Annotated in this window: 14 protein-coding genes and 1 tRNA gene; 3 read left to right on the top strand and 12 right to left on the bottom strand. The window is 67.0% G+C overall.

Translation table 11 applies throughout. The features are described from left to right. Window positions 1-106 precede the first annotated feature (106 nt). The 5 genes from BLU54_RS14945 to BLU54_RS14925 all read right to left on the bottom strand — a co-directional run bounded on the left by BLU54_RS14945 (window position 107) and on the right by BLU54_RS14925 (window position 6,193). The gene (locus BLU54_RS14945) at window positions 107-472 is read right to left on the bottom strand and encodes a (2Fe-2S) ferredoxin domain-containing protein (protein WP_091910082.1); all 366 of its coding nucleotides are present in this window, start codon (window positions 470-472) and stop codon (window positions 107-109) included. A gap of 312 nt (window positions 473-784) precedes the next feature. Then, on the bottom strand, window positions 785-1,456 hold the full coding sequence (locus tag BLU54_RS14940; protein WP_170845163.1) for a histidine phosphatase family protein: 672 nt from the start codon (window positions 1,454-1,456) through the stop codon (window positions 785-787). Beyond that, window positions 1,453-2,223 (bottom strand): adenosylcobinamide-GDP ribazoletransferase, encoded by a 771-nt coding sequence (locus BLU54_RS14935; protein ID WP_407919429.1) that lies wholly within the window; start codon window positions 2,221-2,223, stop codon window positions 1,453-1,455. The genes BLU54_RS14940 and BLU54_RS14935 overlap by 4 nt, the downstream gene beginning before the upstream one ends. 25 nt (window positions 2,224-2,248) lie before the next feature. After that, the gene (gene cobT, locus BLU54_RS14930) at window positions 2,249-3,319 is read right to left on the bottom strand and encodes a nicotinate-nucleotide--dimethylbenzimidazole phosphoribosyltransferase (protein ID WP_091910523.1); all 1,071 of its coding nucleotides are present in this window, start codon (window positions 3,317-3,319) and stop codon (window positions 2,249-2,251) included. A gap of 417 nt (window positions 3,320-3,736) precedes the next feature. Beyond that, complete coding sequence (locus BLU54_RS14925; protein WP_091910076.1) at window positions 3,737-6,193, bottom strand: cytochrome P450/oxidoreductase; 2,457 nt, start codon at window positions 6,191-6,193, stop codon at window positions 3,737-3,739. Between the two features lie 552 nt (window positions 6,194-6,745). Between BLU54_RS14925 and BLU54_RS14920 the strand changes: the two genes are divergently transcribed. Together BLU54_RS14920 and BLU54_RS14915 are read left to right on the top strand one after the other, a co-directional pair. Next, entirely contained in the window at window positions 6,746-7,585 is an 840-nt protein-coding gene (locus tag BLU54_RS14920; protein WP_091910521.1) for an IclR family transcriptional regulator, read from the top strand. A gap of 244 nt (window positions 7,586-7,829) precedes the next feature. Then, complete coding sequence (locus tag BLU54_RS14915; protein ID WP_091910073.1) at window positions 7,830-8,009, top strand: DUF2256 domain-containing protein; 180 nt, start codon at window positions 7,830-7,832, stop codon at window positions 8,007-8,009. 95 nt (window positions 8,010-8,104) lie between these two features. On the opposite strand, the gene BLU54_RS14910 is transcribed toward BLU54_RS14915, so the two are convergent. Next, window positions 8,105-8,983, bottom strand: a complete 879-nt coding sequence (locus BLU54_RS14910) for a LysR family transcriptional regulator (RefSeq protein WP_091910070.1) — start codon at window positions 8,981-8,983, stop codon at window positions 8,105-8,107. 104 nt (window positions 8,984-9,087) lie between these two features. Here BLU54_RS14910 and BLU54_RS14905 point away from each other — a divergent pair, with 104 nt between their 5' ends. Continuing rightward, the gene (locus BLU54_RS14905; protein ID WP_091910067.1) at window positions 9,088-10,290 is read left to right on the top strand and encodes a YeiH family protein; all 1,203 of its coding nucleotides are present in this window, start codon (window positions 9,088-9,090) and stop codon (window positions 10,288-10,290) included. A gap of 497 nt (window positions 10,291-10,787) precedes the next feature. Here BLU54_RS14905 and BLU54_RS14895 read toward each other — a convergent pair whose 3' ends face one another. From BLU54_RS14895 to BLU54_RS14870, 6 genes are all read right to left on the bottom strand, one after another. After that, complete coding sequence (locus BLU54_RS14895) at window positions 10,788-12,563, bottom strand: hypothetical protein (protein ID WP_139169701.1); 1,776 nt, start codon at window positions 12,561-12,563, stop codon at window positions 10,788-10,790. Next, window positions 12,560-12,928 (bottom strand): GtrA family protein, encoded by a 369-nt coding sequence (locus BLU54_RS14890; RefSeq protein WP_170845162.1) that lies wholly within the window; start codon window positions 12,926-12,928, stop codon window positions 12,560-12,562. The genes BLU54_RS14895 and BLU54_RS14890 overlap by 4 nt, the downstream gene beginning before the upstream one ends. Before the next feature lie 4 nt (window positions 12,929-12,932). After that, entirely contained in the window at window positions 12,933-13,982 is a 1,050-nt protein-coding gene (locus BLU54_RS14885; RefSeq protein WP_091910055.1) for a glycosyltransferase family 2 protein, read from the bottom strand. A gap of 316 nt (window positions 13,983-14,298) precedes the next feature. Beyond that, window positions 14,299-14,736 carry a hypothetical protein gene (locus BLU54_RS14880; protein ID WP_091910052.1) on the bottom strand — a complete coding sequence of 146 codons (438 nt, stop codon included), beginning with the start codon at window positions 14,734-14,736 and terminating at the stop codon, window positions 14,299-14,301. Window positions 14,737-15,651: 915 nt separating this feature from the next. Next, window positions 15,652-15,745: transfer RNA gene (locus BLU54_RS14875), tRNA-Ser, on the bottom strand. Between the two features lie 115 nt (window positions 15,746-15,860). Then, entirely contained in the window at window positions 15,861-17,114 is a 1,254-nt protein-coding gene (locus tag BLU54_RS14870) for an aspartate kinase (protein WP_091910049.1), read from the bottom strand. Between the last annotated feature and the right edge of the window lie 167 nt (window positions 17,115-17,281).

The following is a 17,281-nucleotide window of genomic DNA, read 5'->3' as shown; positions in this document are numbered from 1 at the left end:
CGCTGTCGCCTGCTGATCACCGCGCGAGAGCAACCGCCCGAGTGCGCTCCCGACGAAGGCTGCCGCGCGCATTCCACATATTCGCCTGCATCGTTGGCCGCGACGGTCAACGCGTCGTCGAGCCGTCCGTATTGGCCTGACGGCTGCCCTCTGCCGCAGGCGCGACATCGCCCTGGCCAGTGCGGTGGAACACCAACGCATCGACGGTTTTTCCGCCGACCAGATGGCGCTCGACAATCTCCGCTACCGCGGCCGCATCGACGCGGCGGTACCAGACGCCATCCGGGTAGACGACCATCAGCGGCCCTTCCTTGCAGACGGCGAAACAGTGGCTGCGCGTGCGTTTGACGCGCAGGCCTGGATGCGCGTCGATGGCGCGGCCCAGGCACTGGAATGCGGCCTCGGCGTCCTTGCCGGCTTCGGTGCAGCGCGGGCCGGTACACATCAACACGTGTCGGTCGTGGGTTCGCATGACGATCAATGGACAATCGGCCGCGCCCGGTGCGCGGCGACCGCGCAGTGTAGCGCGATTCGCACGATGCCGAGGCCAAGATCGCGACGCTCGGTGCAACCGCCCGGAGGCGAAATGCCGGCGCCTGCTACCTGCTCCGCGCCACGCCTGGCAGCGCAACGAGCGATGCATCCCCGTGCCGTGCCTCGGCCGCGGCGTTGCAGCGGCGTTGCATTATCGGAGCCGCACCATCGGAGCCGCACCATCGGAGCCGCACCATCGGAGCCGCATCATCGGAGCCGCATCATGGAAGCCGCATTGCGCGAGCGCGCGTCAGTCGATGTCGTTCCACCTGGCAAGGCGCCACGCGTCGTCGTCCCCTCGCTCGAAGACGCACAGACCGTTGTAGTCGAGCGGCCAGGCGAGGCAGTCGCTCGGCGCGCGGGCGAGCATCAATGCGGCGAGCAGGCGGATCACGCCGGCATGGGCGATCACGACGCAGACCGTCGCTCCCGGGTCAGGCCGATTGCCGAGCCGATCCAGCGTCGGCAACCAGGCGCGCAACCTCCCGAGAAATGCGGTCAGCGTCTCGCCACCGTGTGCGCGATAGCCATGCAGGTCGGCAGCCCAAGCATCGATCGATGCGCGTTCGATTTGATCCCAGCGCTGCATTTCCCACACGCCGAAATCCATCTCCCGCAGGCGTTCGTCGTCGGCAAAACGGACCTCCAACGATGCGGCGAGCGCCGCCGCAACCGTACGGCAGCGCAATGCCGGACTGGTGAGTATCGTCACGCGCGCGCGCGGCACGGTCTCTTCGTCGGGCGACAGGTGTCCGACGGCGCCATTTTGCGAGGCGAACACGCCGGGCAGGCGCCGGCGCAGACGCGCCGCGAGTGCGGCGGCCGCCTCGACAGCCGGCACCGCCAGCGCGACGTCGGTGCGTCCGTAGCACGTCCCCTTCGCCACCGCGACCGGTGGATGGCGCACCAGGATCAGTGTCAACGCGCGTACCACGCCAATGCCACCAGATAGATCGACAGCTCGGCGAGCTGTTGCGCGAGACCGAGGCAATCGCCGGTGTAACCGCCAATGCGTCGCTTGAACCAACGAAGCAACGCCGCACGCAACGCCAGCAACGTCAGCAGCATCGCAACGCCGCAGCGCCAGTCCAGCCAGAACAACCAAGGTAGACCGGTCAATACCGCAACGCTGCGCGCGACCGTGCCAAAGCCGGCGGTAATCGCCTGTGCCTTGCCCGACTCGCGCGCATAAGGCAGCGCCCAGACCAGGCTGATCGCGGCGCTCCGGCTGGCCGGATGGGCGACGAGCACGACCCAGGCAGCCAGCGGCGTCGGCAATGCCGCGATGGCCTGCCAGCGCAAACCGAGCGCCAACACGAGCCCGATCGCCCCGAACGCGCCGATGCGGGAATCGCGCATGATGCGCAGCACGTCGTCGCGCGAGAACGCGCCGCCCAAACCATCACAGCAGTCCGCCAGCCCATCTTCGTGCAGCGCGCCGGTAAGCAGCGCGGTCGTGGCCAACGCGAGTCCAGCGGCGATCGTCGGTGGCCACAGGCATGCCGCCAACAGCAGCACCAATGCACCACAGCCACCTACGAACAGGCCGACCAGCGGGAAGTAGCGGCCCGCCGCCGCCAGCGCGGGCGCGTCGCTACCGATCGCGGGCATCGGCACGCGCGTGAAGTAAGCGAAGGCGGCAATCAGGTGGCGCCACTCGGTGACCCACCTTGCGCGCATGGCCCACATGACCCGCATCACCCGCATCAGGCGCTCAACCGCGATCGCTGACGTTGGCCGATTCGAAGCTGGCCATCTCGCAGAGCATCGCGGTGGCGGCGCGCAACAGCGGCACGGCCAGCGCGCAACCGGTGCCTTCGCCGAGGCGCAGATCGAGGTCGAGCAGCGGGGTCGCTTCGAGCCGTTCGAGCAGCAGCCGGTGACCGGTCTCGCGCGACGTGTGTGCGAACACGCAGTAGTCGAGCACGCGGCGCTCGAGCGCCGCGGCCGCCAGCAAGGCCGCGCTGGCGATGAAGCCGTCGACGAGAATCACCATGCTGCGTGCCGCCGCCGCGAGCATGCCGCCGGCGATCATCGCAATCTCGAAACCGCCGAAAGTTGCCAGCGTCGCGAGCGGATCGTCGTCGGTGCGCGGATGCGCGGCGAGCGCCCGCGCGAGCACCGAGCGCTTGCGCGCCAGGCCCGCGTCGTCGACGCCCGTGCCGCGTCCGACGCAGATGTCGATCGGCAGGTCGCACAGGCGGCTCATCAAGCAAGCCGCCGATGAGGTGTTGCCGATGCCCATCTCGCCGAACCCGATGGTGTTACAGCCGAGCTCCGCGTGGTGCGCGACACGCGCGGCGCCGCTGCGCAGCGCGAGATCGAGCTGTTCGCGGCTCATCGCCGGGGCATGGAGGAAATCGCGCGTGCCGGGGCCGACGGGCATCGACACCAAGGCGGGATCGCGCGGCAGCGGCGTCGCCACGCCCGCGTCGATCACTTCCAGCGCAACGTCCGCGGACCGGCAAAACACATTCACCGCCGCGCCGCCCGCCAGAAAGTTCGCGACCATCTGCGAGGTCACCACCTGTGGAAAGGCGCTGACACCCTCGGCGACGATGCCGTGGTCGGCCGCGAACACCAGCAGCGTCGGCCGGACGATGGCCGGTCGCAGGCTACGCTGGATCAGGCCGATGCGCAGCGCCAGTCCTTCGATGCGACCAAGGCTGCCGAGCGGCTTGGTCTTGCGGTCGATCGCATGGCGCAGCGCATCGTGCAGCCGCAAATCGAGCGGCGCGATCGCGTTGACGCCGACGGACAGATGAGCGACAGGGCTCGCGTGCATATGCACCGGTTGCGACATGACTGGCAGTGAGCAGAAGTGGACGAGGTCCGGCGCGAGGCCCGCGGCGCCGGCATTGCCGCGAGTGTAGGCCGGTCTCGCGGCATGTCAAGCCGTGCGACGCGCGCGCTGGTGGGATCGCGAGCTGGCGACGCTGTGACGCATGCCAATGCCATCGCGACATCGCCACGTCGTCGGGCCGGCACAGAAGCGGCCTCCATGCGGCCTCTATGCGGCCTCGCTGTGGCTTCAATGCGGCCTCCAAGACCACGGTGCGGCGGCGCTGATCCGACGATGCGCTCGCGCTGCCCCGCATTCAGGCCACGGCGACCCATCTCAGGGACGCCCTGCCGCACCGCCGACTGCGATGCTCGCGCCGGTACGCGGTGCCCTCGCAAGACGCGGCCGACACCATCGAACTCAGAGGTCGAGCACGACGCGCTTGCCCGCCGCCCGCGAGCAACAGCTCATCATCTTGGTGTTCGATTCACGCTCGGCGCGGGTCAGCACCACGTCGCGATGATCGATGGTCCCATCGAGCACGCGAACCTCGCACGAACCGCACAGCCCCTCCTCGCAGTCGCTGCGCACCTCCACATGGGCGTCGCGCAGCGCTTGCAGCAGAGTCTGGTCGGACCTGACCTGAACGCTTTTCCCCGACGACGCCAACACGGCCTCGAACGCGTGCTCCTTGCTGGGATCCAGCTTGCCCAGCGCCGAAGTGAAATGCTCGACCCGCAACGTGTCTTGCGGCCAATGCGCGCAGGCCTGCGTCAACGCGTCGATCATGCGCGCCGGGCCGCAGGCGTAGACCCGCGTCTCGGCGCACGGTGTCGCCAGCAGTGCCGTGAAGTCTGCACGCCGCCCTTCGTCACTCGCATAGACCTGCAAGCGTTCGCCGTGCAGCGCCGTCAGTTCGTCGAGCAATGCCATCGATGCGCGCGAGCGGCCGCAGTAAATGAGTCGGTAATCCAGGCCCAGCGCACGGGCGCGGCGTGCCATCGCGCTGACCGGCGTGATGCCGATGCCACCGGCAATCAACAACACGGTCCCGCGGTCGGTCTCGAAATGAAAGTGGTTGCGCGGCCCGCGGATACGCAGCAACGCACCGGCCCGAGCGTATTCGTGCACCCACGCCGAGCCGCCGCGACCGTCCGGCTCGCGCAGCACCGCGATCTCGTAGGCGTCTCGCGCGTCCGGGTCGCCACACAGCGAGTACTGGCGGGAGATCGGGCGGGCAGCCGCGGCACCGTCCTGCGAGCTCGCGCCGCCATCCTGAATGCCACCGGACGCGACGGCACAGACCACATCGATGTGGGCACCCGGCGTCCAGCGCGGCAACGGACGTCCGTCCGCAGCCACCAGACGCAGTCGCACGATATCCGAGGTCAGCGCGACGGCCGACTCCACCTTGACGGTACGGTAGGCGTCGACGCGCGTGATGTCCCCGATGCGGACCGGCGCCCGGGCCGACAGCACCGCGCGGTCGCGACGCTCGGGATTGGCGGCCGGGTCCCATTCCACCCATAGATGCTCCGGACCCCGGAACGATGTATTCGGCACATAGCTGAACGCTTGCTCGGCCAGCCGCATGTGCGGCAGGCGCCGGCTGAACTCCTCGAGAAAGATCTGCAGCTCCATGCGCGCCAGGTCTTTGCCGAGACACTGATGGGCGCCGAAGCCGAACGTCAGTTGGTCGCCGGCGTTCTCGCGCCGGATGTCGAAGAAGTCCGCGTCGTTGAAATGGCGTTCGTCGTGATTCGCGGACGAGGTGACGATCAGCAGCTTGGCGCCGGCCGGAATGTCGACGCCGCCGATGCGTACGTCGCGCGTGGCCAGCCGCCGCCATGCCGCGACCGAGCCGTTGTGCCGCAGGCACTCCTCGACCGCGTTCGGAATCAGCGACGGGTCGGCGCAGATGTCTTCCCACGCCTCGCGATGTTGCAGCAGCAGCTTGATCGCGTTGGCGGCGGCATTCGCCGTGGTTTCATGCGCGGCAACGATGCCCGCCATCATCATCGAATGCAGATACGAGTCGGTGACGATTTCCGGATGCTGCTTCTGCATGCGAATACCGTATTGCATCCAACCGGGACCGGACGGATCGGCGCGCATCTTGTCGAGCACCTTGCCGGCGAATTGCCAGAACTTGCCGACCGCATGCGCGACCGCCACCTGCTCCTCGGGCTTCGGCCGCCCCCAGGTGTTGACCGTGTGCGCGATCGAATACTGGCGCAGCATGTCCATGTCTTCCTCGGGCACGCCGAGGAAGTGCAGCGCGACGGTCAGCGGCACCTCCCACAGCATCTGGTCGACCAGATCGGCGCGTCCGTCGTCGATGAAACGATCGACGTACTCGCGCGCCAGCCGGCGCACCATCGCTTCATGGTGGCCGAGCTCGGGCGGCGTGAACGGCTCCATCAGCACGCGACGGCGCGGCATGTGAGCCGGCTCGTCCTCGTTGACCAGCGTGCGACTCATCCCGTATTCGTAGGACGCGAGCACCGCATTGGCTTCCGGCCCGGTCGGCGTGATCTTCTCAAGCGCGATCGACGGACTGAAGGTGATGTTGTCGCGGAAGATCGCCTTGATGTCGTGATAGCGCGTCACCACCCAATAGCCGAGCTGCGGACTGTAGAACACCGGCTCCTGCTCGCGCGACCAACGCACATAGTCCGGCGGGTCCTGCTGATAGCCATCGCTGAACGGATCGAAGTCCGCCGCCCTGGCACTGACCGGACAGCCGTTCGGGGCCCGCATCGCACTGTGATCGATCGGACAGCGGCCGGCGCCGCCCGCGGGCGGCGCCGACGGCACGCCAGCGGCGGGCGTCAGGACGTTGTCGATTGAAGCGTCGGACGGAGTGGCGGTCGTCATGGGGTTTCTCACCGGCTGTTTTGCGTAATCCTAGTACGCTTTGCGTAATTCGCGTATCGGGACTAGTCCGGGTAAACCGTAGCGCCAGATGAGCGTCGCCGTGGCATCGCGCAAGCCGGCCGCCCTCGCTTATGATTGAGCCGGTCAGCAGTGTGTCGTCACGGCCGCGCATCTTGCGGTGCAACGGTGCCCGTTGCTGGCAACATCGCCCTCCGATGCCCGCCTCGCTCGTCTCGTGCGCATCGTTGCCGCTCCGTGCGACCATGGTCACCGTCTGTGACGCCTGGTCACGCTTCGCAGCGCTTCGTGGCGCTCGGTTGCTTTCCGTCGCATTCCATCGCCTTTTGTCCTCTCCTCGCCGCCGCGGCTTCTCGAATGCCTTCTCTGCCCCGCACTGCCTCGCCGCCGTCCGGATCGACCGGTCCTACCGGTCCCGCCAGTACGGCGCGTACGGATCTCGGCAACGACCACGATGCGGCCGCCCGCCAGAGCCGCGAGACCGGCCCGGCAGGTCACCCCGCGACGCCGTCCGGATTGGCCGCGCCGACGCGCATGCCCGTATCCGGCAGCGCGGAGACGCCGGCACGGGATCGACGGCAGCGGGTGCAGTCGGCCGAGACGGCGATGGCGGTTCTGAAAGCGCTCGGCGCACTTGGCGGGCGCGCCGCGCTCAGCGCCATCGCCGCACGGGTCGACGAACATCCGTCCAAGGTTCACCGCTACCTGAGCAGCCTGGTCGAAGCCGGCCTGGTTTCGCAGGACGATGGCTCCCAGGATTACCGCCTGGCGCTGGAAACGATGCTGCTGGGCATTGCCGCGATGCGTCAGGCCGATCCGATCCGTCTGGCGGAAGGCTCCCTGCTGCGGTTGCGCGAAGCGCTCGGTGTCACCTGCTTTCTGGCAATCCTCGGCAACAAGGGCCCCACCATCGTTCGCTTCGAGGAGCCGGGGCTGCCGGTGACGGTCAACGTGCGCGTGGGCTCGGTGCTGTCAATGCTTTGGTCGGCTACCGGGCGGGTCTTTCTGGGACTGGTCGATGCACGCAGCGCCTTCAAGCTTGCGGAACGCGAGCTCGCCGGCTTGACGGCGTCCCAGCGGGCTTTGCTCGATGGCGGCGACCCGATCGGCACGTTGCGCCAGGCCGTGCAACGCGATGGCTGCGCCGCGGTGCGGGACGTCAATCTGAAAGGCATCAGTGCCGTTTCCGCGCCGGTTTTCGACCACGCAGGCGGCGTCTGCGCGGCGCTCACCGCCCTCGGTGCCAGCGGCGGCTTCGATCCATCGCTCGACGGGCCGATCGCCGCGGCAGTGCGTGCCGAGGCCGTGGCTGTCAGCACGCTGCTCGGCTATCGCGGCGCCGACACCGACCGCACGACCATCGATCCTGCCTGATGGCAACCGCGCTATCCGCCTCGGCACGGCTCCCATCGAGGGCTCCATCGCGGGCCTCAGCACGGGCCTCGCTAGCGGCTCCAGCGCCGGCCACGATGGGAACCAGGATGCGGACGGCCACCGCTCCCGCACGACGGGACCTTGCTGTACGCCAGCCGTGGCGCCCTTTGGGTGCCCTCCATCGGTCGGTAGGGGCGCCATGCGGCCGGGCTGAACCACGCCACATGGCAAATTGGTCAGCGCAATGAAGATGCGGCGCAAAGGCGACCTGCCGACGCGCGTCTGCGCGCACTGCGGACTGCCGTTCACGTGGCGCAAGAAGTGGCGCGCGAACTGGGACGAGGTTCGCTATTGTTCGGAACGGTGCCGCGGCGAGGCGCAACGCGCGCGCCGCACTGGGGACGCACCCGGGCCGTCCGCCTGAACCCGTCCGCCACTGCGGCGATGAGGGACCCATTCGGGTACTGGCGCGCCGTGACCACGCTCGCCGCCGGCGCGCGCGAATGCATCAATCATCGATCAATCGACCAGCAGGGCGACCAGAGCCTCGGCGGCGCGGGTCCGGTAGCGCTCGCGATGGCGCAGCAGGTTGAAGCTTCGAGGCGGCAACGCGAAGCCCGCTCGCACCAACCGGCCCGCTTCGATCGCCGGCGCGGCAACCCGTTCGGACAGCACGGCTGCGCACGCGGAATGCTCGACCGCGACACGAACCGCTTCGTTGGACGGTAGCGTCAGCACGACATCGAGCGTGGCCGCGTCGACACCGCCCGCTCGCAGCGCCGCCTCGAACACCGAACGGGTGCCCGATCCGCTTTCGCGGCTGATCCAACTCGAACGCACCAGATCGGCGGTGCCGAGACGCCGGCCGTCGGCCCACGCATGGCTGGGAGCGACGACCACGAACAGTCGGTCGGTGGCGACCTGCGTGACGTCGAGCGATGCGCCATCGACGTCTCCCTCGACCAGGCCAAGATCGGCGCCACCCTCATTAACGCCCTGCGCAACGCCCGAAGTGTTGCCGATCGTCAATGCCAGCTCCAGCGCCGGATAGCGCTGCCTGAAAGCGATCAAGCGTTGCGGCAGCCAGTAGCTGGCAATGGTCTGACTGGCATGGACCCGCACCCTGCCCCGGCCGGTGCCGCTCATTTCCTGTAGCGCCAGCTCCGTGGCCTGGGCATTGGCCAGCGTGGCACGCGCCTGTTCAAGGAAAGCGGCACCCGGCGCGGTCAATACGATGCCGCGCCCGACGCGATCGAACAACTGAACGTCATAGCGGCGTTCGAGCGCCCGGATGGCCGCACTCACCGCGGCAGGGGTCAACGCCAGCGCGTCGGCGGCGCGTGTCAGATGACCACGGTCCGCCACCGCAACGAAGACCCTGAGCTGATCGAGCGTCAATTGTCAAATCCAAGTGAACGAACACAAAGATATTAACAGATGGATTTAACGATTTGGCGACCCGACAATGACGTAACCGACAAGGAACCGACAAGGAACCGATCATGAACCGCTCCATCAGCGCCGCAGGCCGCGTCCAGACGTCTTCATCCGTGTCCGCCACTACCGTCGGCGCCGTACCGGCCCGGACGCGGCGCGCTCACCGCGGCTGCGGAGCCAGCGCGTGGCTGGCGATCGGTGGCGGGACAGTCCCACCGATCGCGGCCGCGACACGGCACACGTGGTCCGGCAGCGTCGCACGACTCCTCCCCGGCATCGCGCTGAGTATCGCGGTATCGTTGGCCGCCGCCGCGGGCGAATACGTTCAATCACGCTTCGTCGGCCACGTCTGGCTCGAAAGTCTCGTGCTGGCGATCCTGCTCGGCACCGCGGTGCGCAGCCTCTTCGCCCCCGGACCCCGATTCGCGCCGGGGATCACATTCAGCGCGAAGACAGTGCTCGAAGTTGCGGTGCTGCTGCTGGGCGCGGGCATCAGTGCCGGTGCCCTGCTGGTCAACGGTCTGCCCTTGCTGCTCTGCGTCGCGGCGATCGTGCTGCTGGCCGTCGGTCTTGGCTTCGCGATCGGCCGCGCGTTGGGGCTGTCGCGCCACCTGGCATTGCTGGTCGCATGCGGCAATGCGATCTGCGGCAATTCGGCCATCGCTGCCGCGGCGCCGGTGATCGGCGCCGACGCGAAGGACGTCGCGGCATCGATCGCCTTCACCGCGGTCCTGGGCGTCGCGGTCGTGCTGCTGCTGCCGGCGCTGTCGGTGTGGCTGGGCATGAGTGCGACGCAATTCGGTGTGTTCGCGGGCATGACGGTCTACGCGGTGCCGCAAGTGCTCGCGGCAACTGCGCCAGTGTCGCAGATCAGCGTGCAGACCGGCACACTGATCAAGCTGGTCCGCGTCCTGATGCTCGGACCGGTGCTCCTGCTGCTCTCCTTCATCGCAGACGCCGAACGCGGCGAAGCCGACGCGTCGACCGGCAAGCGGGCGCGGCTCGGCCAGCTCGTACCGTGGTTCATCGTCGGCTTCCTGCTGTTGATGGCGGCACGTTCGATGGGTTGCTTACCCGCGGCAGTGCTGGCACCCGCGCACTGGCTCTCCAACGCTCTGACCATCGTCGCGATGGCCGCGCTCGGCCTTGGTGTGGATATTCGATCGATTGCGCGGGCCGGCGGCCGTGTCATCGCCGCCGCGCTGTTGAGCCTGAGCCTGCTCGCCTGCCTCAGCCTTGGCGCGATTCATCTGCTGCACCTGGCCTAGCCCCGCGACCAGCCAAGCTGCCTGTTCGCGCGCGATACCGGCCGCGTCAGCGGACGACATCGCAACGGCTGGCGAAATGCGCGGTGCACGCGCCGCCCCCCAGCGTCGCGTGGTCGTGCATTACGAGCGGCCCCGCGCACTAACGTTGCATGTGCGTTGCAGGACCGTGCAACCGCAGTGCGCCACTTACGCCTGCGGCGCTTCGTGCGCCGCCCGGGTCGTCGCATGGCTCGTTGCGCCGATAGTTGCGCCGATAGTTGCGCCGACAGTTGCGCCGATAGTTGCGCCGATAGTTGCGCCGATAGTTGCGTCGGTTGTTGCGTCGGTTGTTGCGTCGGTTGTTGCGTCGGTCTTCGGCCGGATCATCGCGCTGGTCTTTGCCAGCCTGGTTGCTGTCGCGTGCGGGCATTATCGGCCGCATCGCCTCGTCGCTGTCGCGTGAGGGCATTATCCGCCGCATCGCCGCGACTGGGCCGATCCTGGGCGACAGTTTTGGCTTACTTCAGCGTCACGGACCGCTTGCCGAACAGCATGAGCACGCCGTCGATCCACGCCGGCGTGTTCGGGCCACGCTCGTAGCGACCTTGCTCGACCACCATGCCGCCGACCACGCGTCCCGGCGGGTGCTGGGCGAACGACATGGTGTCGCCAGGCGCGCGACCGGCCTGCCAGTTCTGCGCCCGCACGGCCGCAAAGCGGCGATACGAGCGGAAGTCCGCATGCAGCGCAGGCAGCGCGGCCAGGAACGCGATCGCCGCGCCGGCCAGCAACAGCGAGGCACCTTGCACCGGACGTGGCGCGGTCACCCTCGATACGGCGCCGGGGCGCACGCCACATCGACGGTGGCGGCGCCCCGCTGCCCACGCGGCCGCGGCCGACGCAAGACCCAGATAGACCAGACACTGTCTGAACGTATCGTGACGCTCGCAACAGAGCAGGCCGAACTGATAGAACGCCGCGCCGATCGACAGCGCCACGACGCCGAGGCAAGCGCACGCGAAGGCTGCGAGCAGCACGGGGATGCCCGCCGGCGACGCTCCTGGGCCCGCTGCTTCATGAGTCCCCGCATTTGGTAAGGCAAGTTCCATCCCGACAGCCGGCAAGCGGTGCAGCGACATCGCAGGTGCCGCGTGCGACGCCGGAGGCGGCGTCATGAACGGCGCGAGCAGACGTCGGCAACCGATCGTGAACAAGCCCTTCACGGCCAAGCCGGCGACAACGTTCAACACGCCGCTCGACGTACCGTCGAGCGAGACCATCGCCACGAGCACGGCATGCACCGACGCCCGCAGTGCGGGTGCAAGATGGTGAGCGACGGTCGCCTGGCCCATTACCTCGATGCTCTGCGTCACGCGGCCGAAATACAGCAGGCCAATCACGCCGAAGGCGAGCACTACCGGCAGTCCCACCCACTTCAACGCCCGCAATGCACCGCGGTCCAACGTACTGGCTACCACCACCAGCAGGCCGAATGCCGCTACGAACATCGCGCCCACCTCGGTGCTGGTCGCCGCCACCGCGAGCGCCACGCACAGCGGCAGGCATGGCGGCACGGCGGCACGCGGCGTCGGCGCTACGGCAGACGCGACGGACCCGACGGACCCGACGGCAGCCGCCTCCACGGAAGCCCTGGCGGAGCCGCCGTCGGACGCACCGTCGAATGTATCGCCGGCACCACTGTCGGCAGCGCTGCCGGACGTGCCTGCCGCCTGCGCCAGCAGCGGCGCGCGCTCGGTGGATGCGGCCAGGATGGGCCGGGTCGACCCGCGCAGCGTCATGCCGCTTGCGATCAACGTCAGACAAACGAAGGCGAGCGTCGCAACGGTCGGTACGTAGGCGAGCGTGGCCATTGGCCAATAGAAAAACTCGGCGACCGGATGGCCCAACAGACAGCCGCACCAGATCGCCAGCGCCAGCAGCAGCAAGGCGCGGCGCGCAACGCCGCGTGGCGCCCACCGCGCCGGCAACAGCAGCAGCACGGCGAACAGCAGCCACGCCAGCGCCAGCGCCGCGCCGATCAGCGGCCTGCCAAACGCGAAGACCGCCAGGCTGTAAACGTAAATCAGGCCTTCGGAGAACGGACGCGGGCTCCAATGCAGCACCCGCGACCAGACCGCATCGAGTCCGCCTTCGCGCATGTGCGGGAACACCGCGTATTCGTCCTGCCAATGCCCGATCGGCAACAGTGCCGCGAACAGCGCGATGCAACACGCCAACGCAGTGCAGGCGAACGTCATGCGAAAGGCATGGTCGCCGCGAACCGTTCTATTCATGTCTTGAACGACCAGGATGCATTCGCAACGTAAGTGAGCGCAAGGACCGCGGCTGTCGCCACGCATTGCGCAAGCAGGTACGGCAGCGCGAACGCGCCGGTGAGCAGTGCCATCACCATCGCATTGATCGCCAGGCCGCCTGCGGCGACCAGCATGAAGCGGGGCGCGGCGGCGCGATGGCGGGCGGTGCCACCGAAGCTGTAGCGATGATTGAGTAGATAGTTGGTCACCGCGCCCGCCACCGCGCCGGCTGAAGAGGCGGCCACCGGACCGACGCCCATGCTATGAACCAGGCAGATCAGCAAGACATACTGCACCGCCGTGCCCACCGCGCCGAGGGCGGCATAGCGTAGAAAGCGAAGCATCGCGTCAGCCCCCGGCACCGGTCGCCTGGGCGGCACCGGTGGCATGGGTGGCACGGGTGGCGTTCGCGCCATAGCGCTTGCGTACGATGTATGTCGGCCGGCGCTTGGCCTCCATATACATCCTGCCGACATACTCGCCGATCACGCCGATGCCGATCAGTTGCACGCCGCCCAGGAACAGCACCGCGGTGATCAGCGACGCGTAGCCCGGCACGTCCCGGCCGTGGATCAGCGTGCGTCCGACCAGATAGATCGCATAGAACAACGCCGACAGCGCGGTCGCCGTCCCGAGGTAGGTCCAGACGCGCAACGGCAAGGTGCTGAAACTGGTAATGCCTTCGAGCGCAAGGTTCCACAGCCGCCACCCCGAAAACTTGCTGTCGCCGCAGGCCCTGGCTTCCCGCCGGTACGACACGCACGCCGTGCGGAATCCAACCCAGGCGAACAACCCCTTCATGAACCGCCGGTTTTCCGGCAACTGCCGAAGCGCGTCGATGACGGGCCGCGTCATCAGACGAAAGTCCCCGACATTCTCCGGAATCTTCGGATCGCTGATGCGATTGTGAAGACGGTAGAAAGCGGCGGCCGTGCGCCGCTTGGCGAAGGTGTCGGTGCCACGTTCACTGCGTTTGGCCAGCACCACCTCATACCCCTCCCGCCATTTCGCCACCAGTTGCGGAATGACCTCCGGTGGGTCCTGCAGATCGGCGTCGAGGGGCAGCACCGCATCGCCGCGCGCCGCTTCGATGCCGGCGGTCAGCGCCGCCTCCTTGCCGAAGTTGCGCGACAGATCGATCACGACCACGCTGGCATCGTCCGCCGCGTGCGCCAACAAGCGCACCAACGTATCGTCGTTGCTGCCGTCATTGACGCAGACGATTTCGTGATCGAGTCCTGGCATGCTGTCGAGCACCGGACGCACGCGTGCGAAGAACGCGTCGACCGCGCCGGCCTCGTTGAAAAACGGAGCGACCAACGACAGCAAGGCACGCGACGCCGCCGCGCGACGCGTCTCGTCCGGCCATACGCCCGAAACCGCGGTGCTTCGTTGCATCACGTGCTCCCCGCTTGAACGCGCCTTGCGCGCCTTACGCGCCTTACGCGCGCAACACCATAGCGTTGCATCCAAGCGGCAAGCTTACCATCCGCGTTTTCCGGCACGCCTGCCCGGAACAAGGGATGGGGGACGGACGGGCGAGGAAGCCAAGGACATGCCATGTTCGACCTTTGCGGCAGCCTCGGTGTCGCGATCGCGCGACAGCCGCCATCATGCGCGGCAGGGCACCGACGGCTCGCGAGATTCGAGCGTGCCGCCCGAGCGCACGAGTCGGCAGCTTTGCTACCTTTGGTAGCTTCGGCAGCACCAAACTCTACCGCGCTTGGCGCTGCGTCGCGGACGCGGATGCGGCAATCGGCGCAGTGCCGCGGTCGCACTCTAGCCCCAGTACTGCCTCACCGGTTTCGTTCCGGACGCGATAGCGATTGCCGGGATAGAACGTCAGGCGCAAGGTCTTTGCGCCGTTTACATGATGAAATTTTCCGCCGCCGGTATAAGTGCCGCCAGTCTGTTCGACCGATAACGGCAAGCGACCGACCGTGGGCTCATTGATGAGCTCTACATAGAAATTGACTCGCTCGGGCGAAAATTTGAAACAGCCCACGTCGAGACCGTCGTAAGACGTGTCTACCGTCAACTCCCCGTCCTTTTCGAACGACCATCTGCGGTTGTCTTCGAAGGTATTTTTCGCGCTCACGCCGAATGACGCCATCGAGAGCGTGACAACAATTACTGCGCTTGCGATCTTCATTGCTTTTCCCCGTCTATTACGCGCCACCGCGTTCGTCAGCATGCCTCGATAGCATCAAGCAATCGACAGCATCCGGGCAATGAGAATTGGCTTAGCTCGGCAGCGCTCTATCTAAGGCGACACGACTCCGCGGACACTGCCCATTAGCCGGCCAGCCGGCTGAGCAACGGGCCGCGCGCATCGCTGTGCTGAGGGTCAGGTATGCAAGCGGGACGAGATACCGCACCCGGATGCGACGTCAGCGCCGCGCGCACGAGACGCCGATGATGAATGCGTGCGCTGAGGCGGCGCTTCGACAAGGGAACGCGCTCACACTGCCATCTCGGACGGCGCGTCGCCACCGAACGGCGGGTGCGGGCTTGCGCCCACGCCGTCCACGGTAGACGCGAGGGCGACGCGTCGCCCTCGCGCGGCGAACATAGGCCGGTCAGCCGCAGCATCGACGACGCCGCGCGTCCGCGCGCATCCGCGAGTTTGGTCCGCTGCAACCCGTTCCGTCGTTTAAGTCACAGGTGGCGCGATGAGCGGGGTTTCGTTTGTCCGCGTGTTCGACACCATCCGCCGGGTCGATGGCGATCGACCGATCTACTCAGGGGGAAGCTGGGTAACCGATATGCTGCTCGCCGGTGGCTTGTCCACTTGATTAACCACACCGCGCGGTCATCGCGTGGCACTGACGGAAGCCGGCCAGGACGTGCGGTGCGAGATGGCCGACCTTGAGCAAGACGGCCTACTCCGAGGCTGTTGGCCTGGCGAAGATTTCGGTCCGATTAAACGCTGGGAGTTATTGTTGACCGCGAAGTAGCGCGCTTTGAACAGCCGATCGGCTGGCGTGCAAGCATCGGGGGTAGTGCTGTGGGTAAGTCATCGCTGGACTGAGAGAATCAAGCGAAATCACCGACTTACCATTAATACTGGCGGAGACGGAGGGATTCGAACCCTCGATGCAGGTTTTGGCCCGCATGCTCCCTTAGCAGGGGAGTGCCTTCGACCTCTCGGCCACGTCTCCGAACAGTCTCGCTTCGGAAAGCGAGAAGCCGCAATATTAGCGACTTAGCGGTCCCCGGTCAACGACAGTTTCGTGTAAATCGCAAAGCTGCGTTGCCCGTGGCCGCGCGCCGCGTTCAGGCGCTTTCCAGACCGAAGGCCTTGTGCAGCGCGCGCACGGCGAGTTCCATGTACTTCTCGTCCATCAGCACCGAAATCTTGATTTCGGAGGTGGAGATCATCTGGATATTGATGCCCTCTTCCGACAGCGTGCGGAACATCTGGCTGGCAACGCCGACATGCGAACGCATGCCCACGCCGACCACCGACACCTTCGACACTTTCGGGTCGCCCTCGATGCTGCCCGCGCCGATGTGGTCCTTCACTTCGGCCTGCAGGATCTCCAGCGCGCGCTGATAGTCGCCGCGCGCAACGGTGAACGTGAAGTCGGTCTTGCCGTTCGAGCCGCGGTTCTGGATGATCATGTCGACGTCGATGTTCGCGTCGGCGACCGGCCCGAGGATTTGATACGCAATACCCGGCTTGTCGGGCACGCCGGCCACTGCGATCCGCGCTTCGTCGCGCTGGAATGCGATGCCGGAGATGATCGCCTGTTCCATGTCCTGTCCTTCTTCGTCAAGAGTAATCAGCGTTCCCGATGCCATCTCGGTTTCGAGCGGGATGTCCGGGTCGGTCAGGCTCGAGAGCACGCGCGTCTTCACCTGGTACTTGCCGGCGAACTCCACCGAACGGATCTGCAGCACCTTCGAGCCAAGACTGGCCATCTCCAGCATCTCCTCGAAGGTGATGCTGGACAGCCGGCGCGCTTCGTCGACCACGCGCGGGTCGGTGGTGTAGACGCCGTCGACGTCGGTGTAGATCAGGCACTCCTCCGCCTTCATCGCGGCCGCCACGGCCACTGCCGACGTGTCGGAGCCGCCGCGGCCCAGCGTCGTGATGTTGCCCTGCTCGTCGACGCCCTGAAAGCCGGTGATGACGACCACGCGGCCGGCGTCGAGATCGGCGCGCACGCGCGCGTCGTCGATGCTGCTGATGCGCGCCTTGGTGTAGGCATTGTCGGTCCGGATCGGCACCTGCCAGCCGGCATAGCTGACGGCGTCGATGCCGATATCCTGCAGCGCGATGGCCAGCAAGGCGACGCTTGCCTGTTCGCCGGTCGACGCCAGCATGTCGAGTTCGCGTGTCGACGGCCGCGCCGAAATGTCGTTCGCGAGTTTCAGCAGCCGATTGGTTTCGCCGGACATCGCCGACGGCACCACGACCATCTGGTGTCCCGCCTTGTGCCACTTGGCAACCCGACGCGCCACGTTGCGGATGCGCTCGACCGAGCCCATCGACGTGCCGCCGTATTTGTGTACGATCAATGACATGGTTGATTACGGTTGAGACTGGCGGGCATGGTCGCGCGGAAGGCGACTGCCCGTTTCATTGCGTCGCATGGACGCACGCGTTCACCGTCGACACGCGCCCCGGTCGGGGATCGCGCAGGCGATGCGGCCGGCCCCGCAGGTGACGGACCCGGTCATCGAAAAAACGA

The sequence above is a fragment of the Chitinasiproducens palmae genome (assembly GCF_900095735.1).
Lineage (GTDB): Bacteria > Pseudomonadota > Gammaproteobacteria > Burkholderiales > Burkholderiaceae > Chitinasiproducens > Chitinasiproducens palmae.
The sequence above is the reverse complement of the archived record's forward strand: the minus strand, read 5'-3'. Positions and strand labels throughout refer to the sequence as shown.